Annotated in this window: 10 protein-coding genes; 4 read left to right on the top strand and 6 right to left on the bottom strand. The window is 71.0% G+C overall.

Features of this window, described 5'->3' with window-relative positions; genetic code table 11:
- Window positions 1-839 (bottom strand): Holliday junction branch migration DNA helicase RuvB (ruvB, locus tag VQ02_RS01820; RefSeq protein ID WP_245239593.1); only part of this gene is annotated, 839 nt, incomplete at its 3' end.
- A 162-nt stretch (window positions 840-1001) separates the two neighbouring features.
- Between ruvB and chrA the strand changes: the two genes are divergently transcribed.
- The gene (gene chrA / locus VQ02_RS01825; RefSeq protein ID WP_048442447.1) at window positions 1002-2408 is read left to right on the top strand and encodes a chromate efflux transporter; all 1407 of its coding nucleotides are present in this window, start codon (window positions 1002-1004) and stop codon (window positions 2406-2408) included.
- 99 nt (window positions 2409-2507) lie between these two features.
- On the opposite strand, the gene VQ02_RS01830 is transcribed toward chrA, so the two are convergent.
- Both VQ02_RS01830 and VQ02_RS01835 read right to left on the bottom strand, forming a co-directional pair.
- Window positions 2508-3260 carry a FadR/GntR family transcriptional regulator gene (locus VQ02_RS01830; RefSeq protein ID WP_048442448.1) on the bottom strand — a complete coding sequence of 251 codons (753 nt, stop codon included), beginning with the start codon at window positions 3258-3260 and terminating at the stop codon, window positions 2508-2510.
- A gap of 5 nt (window positions 3261-3265) precedes the next feature.
- Complete coding sequence (locus tag VQ02_RS01835) at window positions 3266-3802, bottom strand: hypothetical protein (protein WP_048442449.1); 537 nt, start codon at window positions 3800-3802, stop codon at window positions 3266-3268.
- A gap of 185 nt (window positions 3803-3987) precedes the next feature.
- Between VQ02_RS01835 and VQ02_RS01840 the strand changes: the two genes are divergently transcribed.
- The 3 genes from VQ02_RS01840 (at window position 3988) to VQ02_RS01850 (ending at window position 9484) form a co-directional block, all read left to right on the top strand.
- Window positions 3988-5370 carry an aminotransferase gene (locus tag VQ02_RS01840; protein WP_048442450.1) on the top strand — a complete coding sequence of 461 codons (1383 nt, stop codon included), beginning with the start codon at window positions 3988-3990 and terminating at the stop codon, window positions 5368-5370.
- A gap of 683 nt (window positions 5371-6053) precedes the next feature.
- Entirely contained in the window at window positions 6054-7514 is a 1461-nt protein-coding gene (locus VQ02_RS01845; RefSeq protein ID WP_048442451.1) for a methyl-accepting chemotaxis protein, read from the top strand.
- Window positions 7515-8023: 509 nt separating this feature from the next.
- The gene (locus tag VQ02_RS01850) at window positions 8024-9484 is read left to right on the top strand and encodes a methyl-accepting chemotaxis protein (RefSeq protein ID WP_048442452.1); all 1461 of its coding nucleotides are present in this window, start codon (window positions 8024-8026) and stop codon (window positions 9482-9484) included.
- Between the two features lie 134 nt (window positions 9485-9618).
- Here the strand turns inward: VQ02_RS01850 and VQ02_RS01855 are convergent, their stop codons facing one another.
- From VQ02_RS01855 to VQ02_RS01860, 3 genes are all read right to left on the bottom strand, one after another.
- The gene (locus VQ02_RS01855) at window positions 9619-11151 is read right to left on the bottom strand and encodes an acyl-CoA carboxylase subunit beta (protein WP_048442453.1); all 1533 of its coding nucleotides are present in this window, start codon (window positions 11149-11151) and stop codon (window positions 9619-9621) included.
- Between the two features lie 216 nt (window positions 11152-11367).
- Window positions 11368-11517, bottom strand: coding sequence for a hypothetical protein (locus tag VQ02_RS38010; protein WP_167350698.1), 150 nt, complete (start codon window positions 11515-11517; stop codon window positions 11368-11370).
- The gene (locus tag VQ02_RS01860) at window positions 11514-11972 is read right to left on the bottom strand and encodes a DUF2243 domain-containing protein (protein WP_048442454.1); all 459 of its coding nucleotides are present in this window, start codon (window positions 11970-11972) and stop codon (window positions 11514-11516) included. The genes VQ02_RS38010 and VQ02_RS01860 overlap by 4 nt, the downstream gene beginning before the upstream one ends.
- Between the last annotated feature and the right edge of the window lie 77 nt (window positions 11973-12049).

Consider the following 12049-nt stretch of genomic DNA (forward strand, 5'->3'; position numbering starts at 1 on the left):
CCGTGCGCGCGGGGGTGGAAGGTGGGGAGGTTGATGAGTAACGCCTTCGGGTCCGGTGGTGGGGGGCCGGGGGGGCCGGGGCGGGGGCGCCGCGGCGCGGGGGGGGGGGGGGGGGGGGTGGGGGGGGGGGCCCCCCCCAGGTGGGGGAGGCCCCCCCCCCGCCGCAGCAGCCGGCCGGCGATGCGGGGCGTGCCGCGGGCCCGCTTGGCGATCTCGTTGGCGCCGTCCGGCGCCATGCCGATGCCGAGCACCCGGGCGCCGCGGCTGACGATCAGCTCCAGCTCGTCGATGTCGTAGAATTCGAGCCGGACCGGGATGCCGAAGCGGTCGCGCAACGGCGTCGTGAGGAGGCCCGCCCGGGTGGTGGCGGCCACCAGCGTGAACTTCGGCAGCTCGATCTTCACCGAGCGGGCCGCGGGCCCCTCGCCGATGATCAGGTCGAGCTGGTAATCCTCCATCGCCGGGTAGAGGATCTCCTCCACCGCCGGGTTGAGGCGGTGGATCTCGTCGATGAACAGGACGTCGCGCTCCTCGAGATTCGTGAGCTGCGCCGCGAGGTCGCCGGCCTTGGCGATCACCGGCCCGGAGGTGGAGCGGAAGTTCACCCCGAGCTCGCGGGCGACGATCTGGGCGAGCGTCGTCTTGCCGAGGCCCGGGGGCCCGACGAACAGCACGTGGTCGAGGGCCTGGCCGGTCTTCTTGGCGGCGTCGATGAACACCTGGAGGTTGGCGCGGGCCGCCTTCTGGCCGGTGAAGTCGGCGAGGCTGAGCGGCCGGATCGAGGTGTCGACGTCGTCCTCGCGGCGCTCGGGGGTGAGGAGGGCTTTGGGCTTGCTCAAGCGGGACCTGCCGGGACGTTCTTGACGGAGTGTTCTTGAGGCGCGTTCTCGCGGCGGCGCGAGGCCGGCGGCCCCCGCTTCCCGGATGTAATCGTTGCGGCGTGTCGCACAACGCGACCGATCGCGCTACGGTGCGGCACCCCTGAGAACGGACTTCCAACGATGCCCGAATCCGTGGCGCGTACGGACGCGCAGGATCCGACGCCGGCCCCGGCGGACGCGCCCCGGCCCGTCACCCTGGCCGAGGCCTTGCCGGTCTGGGCGCGAATCGCCGCCCTGTCGTTCGGCGGCCCGGCCGGGCAGATCGCGGTGATGCACCGGGTGCTGGTCGAGGAGCGCCGCTGGATCTCCGAGAACCGCTTCCTGCACGCCCTGAACTTCTGCACCCTGCTGCCCGGGCCGGAGGCGCAGCAGCTCGCCACCTATGTCGGCTGGCTGATGCACGGGACCCGCGGCGGCCTCCTCGCCGGGGGCCTGTTCGTGCTGCCGGGGCTGCTGGCCATCATGTCCTTGAGCTGGGTCTACGTCCTCGTCGGCCAGGCCGGCCCGGTCGCCGGCCTGTTCTTCGGCCTGAAGGCGGCGGTGCTCGCCATCGTGCTGGAGGCGGTCCGGCGCATCGGCCGGCGGGCGCTGCGGGGCCGGGTCATGACCGGGCTCGCCGCCGCGGCCTTCGCGGCGATCTTCCTCCTCGACGTGCCGTTCCCGCTCATCGTCGCGGCGGCGGCCCTCATCGGCTATCTCGGTGGCCGGGCCGGGCACCCGGACTTCCGCCCCGGGGGTGGGCACGGCGCCGGCGCGGCCTCGGGCCCGTTCCTCCTCGGCGACGACGCGCTGCCGCAGGAACGCGCGGCCCTGCGCGACACGCTCGCCACCCTCGTCGTCTGGGCCGCGCTCTGGCTCGCGCCCGTCGCCGCCCTCCTCCTCGCCCTCGGGCCGGACGACGTCTACGCCCGGGTCGGGGTGTTCTTCTCCAAGATGGCGCTGGTGACCTTCGGCGGCGCCTACGCGGTGCTGGCCTACGTCGCCCAGCAGGCGGTGGAGCAGTTCGGCTGGCTCAGTGCCGGCGAGATGCTGGACGGACTGGGGCTGGCCGAGACCACGCCCGGCCCGCTGATCATGGTGACCCAGTTCGTCGGCTTCCTCGCCGCCTACCGGACCCCCGGGGCGCTGCCGCCCCTCGCCGCCGGCACGCTGGGCGGCCTCCTCACCACCTGGGTCACCTTCGCGCCCTGCTTCCTCTGGATCTTCGTCGGCGCTCCCTACGTCGAGCGCCTGCGCAGCCACCGGGCGCTCGCCGGAGCGCTCGCGGCGATCACCGCGGCGGTGGTGGGGGTCATCCTCAACCTGGCGGTCTGGTTCGCGCTCCACACGCTGTTTCGCGAGCTGCGCCCGGTCACGGCCGGGCCGCTGAAGCTCGAGGTGCCGGTACTCGCGAGCGTCGACCCCTACGCCCTCGCCCTGGCGCTCGCGGCGGTGGTGGCGGTGTTCCGCTTCCGGGCCGGGATGGTCCCGGTGCTCGCGGCCTGCGCGGCCGCGGGCGTGGCGTTGCGGCTGACCGGGCTGATCTGACCGCCAGCCGGCAGGGTCGATCGGCGGACGACCCGGATCCGGCGCTCGCGGTGCTGGCGTCGGCGGCCATCCGGAGCGCCGTCGCGCGCCGGCGATCCCTCAGCTCAGCATCGACAGCTCGGTATCGGCGAGCGCCAGGCGGATCAGCTCCGCCATCCGCGCCCGCGCCAATGGCCCCTCCCCCGCCGCGACCGCCTCGAACAGCGCCCGGTGCTCCGGCAGGGGATCGCGCGGCAGGGCGCGGCGGCGCTGCTTGTAGATCGTGGTCCAGGTGACCGAAGCGGCGATGGAGCTCGACAGGGCAATGAGCGGCGCGTTGCCGGTCGCCTCCAGGATCGCGTGATGGAAGGCCTGGTCGGCGGCGCGGCCGGCCGGGACGGCGAGGCCGTGGCGCGCCATCCCGTCGAGGGCCTGGGCCATCCGGTCGAGGTGGCGGTCGCTGCGCCGCAGCGCGGCGAGTTCCGCCGCCGCCGGCTCGACGATCTGGCGCAGCTCGAACAGGTCTCGGATGAAGGCCTCGCCCGGCTCGGTCTCGAAGGCCCAGGCCAGAACATCCGGATCGAGCAGGTTCCAGCGCCCGCGCTCGCTCACCCGGGTGCCGGCCTTGGGCCGGCTCTCCACCAGGCCCTTGGCGCTCAGGGTGCGGACCGCCTCGCGGTAGGCGGTGCGCGAGACCGCGAGCCCCTCCGAGGCCGCGATCTCCCCCGGGAGCACCGTGCCCGGCGGGGTGCGCCCGGACAGGATCGCGATCCCGAGCTCGCGCGCCACCGCGCCGTGGAGGCGGTGCGAGGCCGAGGCGAGAGGGAGCACGACGGCGTCGCGCTCACGCTCCTCCTTGCCGTCCCGAGCCATCGCCCTCAGACCACCGTCCGCTTCTCCACGTCGAGCACCAGGCCCTTCGGGGTCATCCGCTCGCGGGCGACCAGCCGGTCGCCGGGGGCGAAGATGCCCAGGGGCTCGTCCCGGTCCGGCAGCACCACGGTGGCGCTGCGGTTGATGAAGACCAGCACGTGCCGGCGCTGCGGCAGCGAGGCCACGGCCCAGCGCTTGAGCTGGCCGTAATAGGGCTCCCGGCGCCAGACGCTCGGCTGGCTCGGATCGACCTGGACGTGCAGGAAGCGGGTCGTCGGATCGAGGCTCAGCACCATCTTGGCCTTGTCCGGCTTCCATTCCGGGCCGAGCCAGCCCTCGGTCATCCACAGGCAGTGGAAGGCGCGGCAATGGCCGGGCCTGGTCTCGTGGATGCCGCAGCCGCGGCCCGGCTTCGCGTGGCGGCACCACTCCCCGGCCACGCTCTCCACCGCCGGCACGTCGTAGACCTTGCAGCACAGGGTACAGGTGCCGCAGGCCCGGCCGGGCGCGGGCGTCGAGACGAGTTGGGCGGGGTCGAGCATGCGCGTCGGTCTGACCAGGATTGTGAGGAGCTGCCGCGTGAGCGGCCCGGGTTGTGCGTCGGCATCGCGCCGCTAGTGTGACGGCGCAAGCGAATTCTGCTCCGCGCGGCCAGGGCCTCTCCGGCCCCTTCCATGAGACAGCCTGGGCTCGTCCCGAGCCCCTGCCTTCAGAAAGTGACAGGACGATGCTCTCGAACCTCGCCACCCGCGACGTCGAAACCTTGATCCACCCCTACACCAACCTGGCGGCCTTCCGGCAGACCGGGCCCCTGGTGCTCGAGCGCGGTCACGGCGTGTGGGTCTACGACACCGACGGCCGGCCCTACCTGGAGGGCATGGCGGGCCTGTGGTGCACGGCGCTCGGCTATTCCAACGAGGAGCTGGTCGAGGCCGCCCGCGAGCAGATGGCGCGCCTGCCCTTCACCCACCTCTTCTCCGGCCGCAGCCACGACCCGGCGATCGAGCTCGCCGAGACCCTGAAGGAGCTGGCGCCGATCCAGGTCTCGAAGGTGTTCTTCACCTCCTCGGGCTCGGAGGCCAACGACACCCAGGTCAAGCTGACCTGGTACCTCAACAATGCGCTGGGCCGGCCGCAGAAGAAGAAGATCATCGGCCGGCACAAGGGCTATCACGGCGTCACGGTGGCGTCGGCCTCGCTCACCGGGCTCACCGCCAACCACGCCGACTGGGACCTGCCCCTGCCGGGCTTCCTGCACGCCGCCTGCCCGCACCATTACCGCGGCGCGGAAGCGGGCGAGAGCGAGGAGGCATACTCGGCGCGGCTCGCGGCCGAGCTCGAGGAGATGATCCTGCGCGAGGGCCCCGAGACGGTCGCGGCCTTCATCGCCGAGCCGGTGATGGGCGCCGGCGGCGCCATCGTGCCGCCGAGGGGCTATTTCGCCGCGATCGAGCCGGTGCTCGCCCGCTACGACGTGCGGCTCATCGCCGACGAGGTGATCTGCGGCTTCGGGCGGCTCGGCACCTGGTTCGGCTCCGAGACGATGGGCATGCGCCCGCACAGCCTGTCCTTCGCCAAGGCGCTGACCTCGGCCTACATGCCGCTCGGCGGCGTCACCGTCGACGAGCCGCTCTACCAGGCGATGCAGGACCAAAGCCGCAAGATCGGCACCTTCGGGCACGGCACCACCTATTCGGGCCACCCGGTGGCGAGCGCGGTGGCACTCAAGACGATCGAGATCTACCGGCGCGACCGCATCATCGAGGGCGCGGCCGAGAAGGCGCCGCAGTTCCAGCGCCGGCTGTCGGCCCTGGAGGAGCACCCGCTCGTCGGCGAGGCCAAGGGCCTCGGCCTGATCGGCGGCCTCGAGATCGTCGCCGACAAGGCGACGAAGCGCCAGTACGACCCGAAGGCCGGCGTCGCTGCCCGCTGCGTCGCCTTCGCGCAGGAGGAGGGCCTGATCGTCCGCTTCCTCACCGGCGACCGCGTTGCGGTCTGCCCGCCGCTGGTGATCCGCCCGGACGAGATCGACACCCTGTTCGACCGGCTCGGCACCGCCCTCGACCGGACCCAGGCCTGGATCCGCGAGCAGGGCCTGACCGCGGCCTGACGGCGCGCGGCCGGGTCGCGGCCGCCTTCCTTCCGGTGCCGGTTCGTCACAGCACGACCGGAAGCCCGGACCCGCGTCCGATCGCGCCGCGGTCGGACGCAGCTGCCAGATGTCGACGTGCTGGCGCGTCTCCCTCGACGGAACGGTATTCGCCTCGTCGGAGACGCCTCCGGTTGAGTTCACCGCGTGGTCGCGCCCGCGATGCGGCAAGTCCGCACCTGACGCGGGCGCAAAAGCTCCATCTCTCCGCGCCGGCCTGCGAGACGAAGTCCGGCCGTCATCGATCCTGACGTCACCCGATCTCGGCGATCGGGAGCGCCGCGGCTCCATGCCCGAATCCGCTCCGACGACGGCAGGCGTCGCGGCCGGTCGCGTACGGGCCGCGCACCCGGCACGCGCGCCTCGCTCTCGCGACCAGGCAGAGCGGTTCCGGGGTCGACCGAAACACCCCGACCAGCGCTTCATCCGACCATGCTGCGGCGCCCAACCGCCGGTATCCCGCGATCTTCGTTCGACATCGATGTTGGGAATCTTCCCCTAAGAACCTCGCCCCGAGTGCTGAGCCACTACCTGCCAAGCCACGACAGGCATCAGTATATTCACACCTGCCACTCCACGTTTACGCTATTTTAAGCTGATTACCTTACGTCGTCACGACAGATACGCATCAAGGAACCCTGCAGATGCTGCGCAAGAGGCGCCACGATCTGGCGGAGGCGACGCTCAAGGCCCTCGATCAGTCGCTCGCGATCATCGAACTCGACATGAGCGGCACGATCCTGCGAGCCAACGGCAACTTCCTCGACGTGACCGGCTACCGGTCGGAAGACGTCGTCGGCCAGCACCATCGGATCTTTCTCGGCAAGGAGGCGGCCGCCTCGCCCGAATACACCGCGTTCTGGGACACGCTCCGAAGCGGAGCGCACTTCGCCGGCGAGTTCCAGCGCTTCGGCAAGAACGGCAAGTGCATCTGGCTCGAGGCGACGTACAACCCGGTCCTCGACGCCACCGGCAAGCCGGCCAAGATCGTGAAGCTCGCCACCGACATCACGCAGAGAAAGAACGAGTTCAGCCGCCTCCGCACCATGATCGAGGGCATGCCGGTCGCGGTGATGACGGCCGATCCGAACGACGACTTCCGCATCGATTACATGAACGCTGCGTCGAAGAACACCCTCGGTCCGCTCGCGCAGTATCTGCCGATCAAGACGGACCTGATGGTTGGCTCGTCCATCGACGTCTTCCACAAGGACCCGTCGCACCAGCGCCGGCTGCTGGCCGATGCGAGCCGGCTGCCGCACCGCGCGAAGATCCGCCTCGGACCGGAAGTGCTCGACCTGCAGGTCTCGGCGATCATGGGCGCGGACGGCAGCTATCGCGGCCCGATGCTGACCTGGGCCGTCGTCACCGCGCACACGAACATGGCCTCCGACGTCTCCCGTGTGGTCGGCGCGATGAGTACCGCGGTCGAGGAGATGCAGCGCTCGGCGGAAGGCCTGACCCGCTCGGCGGACGATGCCCGCCGCCGCGCCGCGACGGTGGCGGCGGGCTCCGAGGAGATCACGACCTCGATCCAGGAGATCGCCGGTCAGGTCGGCCGGGTGTCCGAGCGCGCCCAGCAGATCGCCGCCCAGGCCGAGACGACCGACGCCACGGTGCGCAGCCTCTCGGCCAAGGCGCGCGAGGTCGATTCTGTCGTCGGCATGATCCGCACGATCGCCGACCAGACCAACCTGCTGGCCCTCAACGCGACGATCGAGGCGGCGCGCGCCGGGGCGGCGGGACGCGGTTTCGCGGTGGTCGCCGCCGAGGTGAAGGAGCTGGCCGGTCAGACCGCCAGGGCGACCGGCGAGATCACCCAGCGCGTCGGCGACATCCAGGGCGCGACCGGCGAAGCGGTGGCGGCGATCGCGACGATCAGCGCGGCGGTGGCGGAGCTGTCGCGGCTGACGCTGGCCATCGCGAGCGCGGTCGAGGAGCAGGCCGCCTCGACCCAGGAGGTGTCGAGCAACATCGTGGCCGTGTCGGAGGCCGCGAACGCGACGGGGAAGATCGCCGACGCCGTCCGGGGCGTGTCGGAGACGCTCGCCGGCCACTCGAGCGGCCTGACCGAGAGCGTGGAGAGGTTCAGGAAGGCGGGCTGACACCGCTCAGGGATGACGAGCCGCCACCCGACGGCCTTGCCCGGACAATCGGGAAGGCTCCGCACCTGCGCCGGAGCGGCGCCGCGGCGGGACGCACCGTACCATGACGCCCTGCCCTCAACGTGTCGACGGCAGGGCTTTCCGCGTGAGATCAGGGGCCCGGGCTCCCGCGCCATCACACCCGTTCGGCGGCGATGCGCCTCGCGCGGCGCAGGCATCCTTCTGCGGCAGCGACGACGGCCGAAGCCGCAGGATCGCTCCGCGGCCCGGCTTTACGGTTAGGAGCCCGCGGGATCGCCGGATGCGCCGACGTCACCGGCCAGCCGTGCCAACCCATTTCCTCCCAACATCTATTTCGATTCGGCGCCTGCAACCCGCCCATGTGACGCTGGGCTCGGCATGTCTTCTCTGCGCCACCCCGACGCTGAAACATCCAGGTTCTTTTATGAAATATTTAAGCTTGTCAGTCCAAGTCTTGAGCGAAATGCGCTCAAAGAGGACGTGACGACATGTTTCGCAGGCAGCGGGAGAACTTGTCAGAGGCAACGCTGACCGCTCTCAGCCGATCTCTCGCGATCATCGAGTTCAACCTCGACGGTACGGTGATCCAGGCGAACGCGAACTTCCTTGACCTGCTCGGCTACAAGCTCGACGAGATCGTCGGCCAGCACCACCGGATGTTCCTCGGCGCGGAGGCAGCCGCCTCGCCCGAATACACCGCGTTCTGGGACAAGCTGCGAGGCGGAGCGTATTGCGCGGACGAGTTCCTGCGCTTCGGGAAGAACGGCACGCGGGTCTGGCTCGAGGCGACCTACAACCCGGTCCTCGACGCCAACGGGAAGCCGGTCAAGGTGGTGAAGCTCGCCGCCGACATCACGAAGAAGAAGAACGAGGTCAGCCGCCTCCTGACGATGATCGAGGGCATGCCGGTCGCGGTGATGACCGCCGATCCGCAGGACGACTTCCGCATCAACTACATGAACGGCGCGTCGCGCCGCACCCTCGGACCGCTCGCGCAGTACCTGCCGGTCGCCGCGGAGCTGATGGTCGGCACGTCGATCGACGTGTTCCACAAGAACCCGGCGCACCAGCGCCGGATGCTGGCCGATGCGAGCCGGCTGCCGCACCGGACCAAGATCAAGCTCGGGCCGGAGGTGCTCGACCTGCAGGTCTCGGCGATCATGGGGCCGGACGGCGCCTATGTCGGGCCGATGCTGACCTGGTCCGTGGTCACCGCACAGGCGACCATGGCCTCCGACGTCTCGCAGGTGGTCAGCGCCATGGGCGCGGCCGTCGACGAGATGCAACGCTCGGCCACGGGCCTCGGCCACTCGGCCGATGAGGCGCGCGAGCGCGCCGCGACGGTGGCGGCGGGCTCCGAGGAGATGACGGCGGCGATCCAGGAGATCGCCGGCCAGGTCGGCCGGGTGTCCGAGCGCGCCCAGCAGATCGCCGCCCAGGCCGAGGCGACCGACACCACGGTGCGCAGCCTCTCGGCCAAGGCGCGCGAAGTCGACTCGGTCGTCGGCATGATCAGCACGATCGCCGACCAGACCAACCTGCTGGCGCTGAACGCCACGATCGAGGCGGCCCGGGCCGGGGCGGCCGGCCGCGGCTTCGCGGTGGTCGCCGCCGAGGTCAAGGAGCTGGCCGGCCAGACCGCCAAGGCGACCGGCGAGATCACCCAGCGCATCGGCGACATCCAGGGCGCGACCGGCGAAGCGGTGGCGGCGATCGCGACGATCAGCGCGGCGGTGGCGGAGCTGTCGCGGCTGACGCTGGCCATCGCGAGCGCGGTCGAGGAGCAGGCCGCCTCGACCCAGGAGGTGTCGAGCAACATCGTGGCCGTGTCGGACGCCGCCAACGCCACGGGCCGGATCGCCGAGACCGTCCGGACGGTGTCCGAGAGCCTCGCCGAGCATTCGAGCGGGCTGACCGGGAGCGTCGAGAAGTTCCTGAAGGCGGGGTGAGGTCCGTCCGGCTGCGAGCGCGGGCGAGGAAGCCACTCCCCTTCCCTCCCCCTCCCGCGTCATCCCGGGTTCCGCTTTCGCGGCCCCGGGATGACCAGAGGCGTGTCAGTTCCGTCGAGGGATCTGATCGCCGCTCACAGCGGGATGTTGTCGTGCTTCTTCCAGGGCTGCTCGCTCTCCTTGGTGCGCAGCATGGCGAGCGCCCGGGCGATGCGGCGGCGGGTCGAGTGCGGCATGATCACCTCGTCGATGTAGCCGCGCTCGGCGGCCACGAAGGGCGACATGAAGCGCTCCTCGTACTCGGCCGTGCGGGCCGCGATCTTGTCCGGGTCGCCGAGGTCCTGGCGGAAGATGATCTCCACCGCGCCCTTGGCGCCCATCACGGCGATCTGCGCGGTCGGCCAGGCGTAGTTCACGTCGCCGCCGACATGCTTGGAGGCCATCACGTCGTAGGCACCCCCGAAGGCCTTGCGGGTGATGACCGTGACGAGCGGCACCGTCGCCTGGCTGTAGGCGAAGAGCAGCTTGGCGCCGTGCTTGATGAGCCCGCCATATTCCTGCGCGGTGCCGGGCAGGAAGCCCGGCACGTCGACGAAGGTGACGATCGGGATCGAGAACGCGTCGCAGAAGCGCACGAAGCGGGCGGCCTTGCGCGAGGCGTCCGAGTCGAGCACGCCGGCCAGCACCATCGGCTGGTTGGCGACGAAGCCGACGGTGCGGCCCTCGATGCGGCCGAAGCCCGTGATGATGTTGCGGGCATACGCCGCCTGGATCTCGAAGAAGTCGCCCTCGTCGACGACCCGCCGGATCAGCTCGCCCATGTCGTAGGGCTTGTTCGGGTTGTCGGGGATCAGGGTGTCGAGGCTGCGGTCGAGGCGGGAGGGATCGTCGAAGCTCTCGATCTCCGGCACGCCGGCCTGGTTGTTGGCCGGCAGGAAGTCCATCAGGCGCCGGATCTGCAGCAGCGCCTCGACGTCGTTCTCGTAGGAGCCGTCGGCGATCGACGACTTGGTGGTGTGGACCTTGGCGCCGCCAAGCTCCTCGGCCGTCACCACCTCGTTGGTGACGGTCTTCACCACGTCGGGCCCGGTCACGAACATGTAGCTTGTGTCGCGCACCATGAAGATGAAGTCGGTCATCGCCGGCGAGTAGACGTCGCCGCCGGCGCAGGGGCCCATGATGACCGAGATCTGCGGGATCACGCCCGACGCCGTGACGTTGCGCTTGAACACCTCGCCGTAGCCGCCGAGCGCCGCCACGCCCTCCTGGATGCGGGCGCCGCCGGCATCGAACAGGCCGATGATCGGGGCGCGCATCTTGAGCGCCATGTCCTGGACCTTGATGATCTTCTGGGCGTGCGCCTCGGAGAGCGAGCCGCCGAAGACCGTGAAGTCCTTGGAGAACACGAAGACGGTGCGGCCGTTGATGGTGCCCCATCCGGTGATGACGCCGTCGCCCGGGATCTTCTGCCGCTCCATCCCGAAATCGATCGAGCGGTGCTGCACGAACATGTCGAACTCCTCGAACGACCCGGAGTCGAGGAGGAGCTCGATGCGCTCCCGCGCCGTGAGCTTGCCGCGCTTGTGCTGCGCCGCCACCCGGCTCTCGCCGCCGCCGACCCGGGCCTGCGCGCGCCGCTGGTCGAGCCGTTCGAGGATGTCCTTCATGCTGTCGCCCGTTCCTGAAGAAGAGTCGCGCGCCCGCCGGGAGGCTTTTGGCCCGGAGGCCTTGTGGCCCGAGGCTTGGAGCCCGGAGGCTTGGCCGTGCCTGCGGCCTTAGCACGCGCCGGGCCGCGGCGAAAACTCGGCCTTCCGGGCGAGAGGCGGCGCCGCGGCGCAGTCTCCGGGGCTGCCCTCGCGCCGGCCCCCCCCGCGGCTGCCGCGTCACGACGCGCGGGGATCCGGCCCGCAGCGCAGGCGGAGGAGCTCGTCGACGGTCGGGTCGAATCCGGTGACGAGCCGGCCCCAGGCCGGGGCAGTCGCGGCCGCCAGCGCCAGCGTGAGGACGATCCAGGGGAGCGCGGCGCGGATCACAGCCGCCCCCACACCAGCAGGCCGCCCGCCACCGCCATGGCGGCGCCCCAGAGGAGAAAGCCGGCATCCCACCACGGCCAGGCCGCCCGCGACACCGTCTCGTTGACGTGGTGGACGCCGAGGATCTGGTGGTCGATCAATCCCTCGACCAAGTTGAAGGCGCCCCACCCGAGCAGCACCGTGCCCGCGAGGGCACGCCCGTCCTGGGAGAAGCCGCGGCGCCAGAGCAGGAAGATCCCGAGCACCGCGAGCACGTAGGTGGCGCTGTGGAAGTAGCCGTCCCAGCGGGTGTTGAGTTCGAGGGCCTCGAGCGAGGTGATGGGGTACCAGCTGCTCAGCATGTGGTGCCATTGCAGCAGCTGGTGCAGCACGATCCCGTCGAAGAAGCCGCCGAGGCCGAGGCCGATGAGCAGGCCGGGCAACAGGCCGTGCCGGGGTCGGGTGAGCGCCGTCATGCGGGACGAACGGGCGTGAACTGCATCCGTTCCGGGGGCCGCGGCAGCGCCGGCGCTTCACAGGGCCGGCCCCCTCG

Origin of the sequence: Methylobacterium variabile, assembly GCF_001043975.1 — a bacterium.
In the GTDB taxonomy this organism is placed as follows: domain Bacteria; phylum Pseudomonadota; class Alphaproteobacteria; order Rhizobiales; family Beijerinckiaceae; genus Methylobacterium; species Methylobacterium variabile.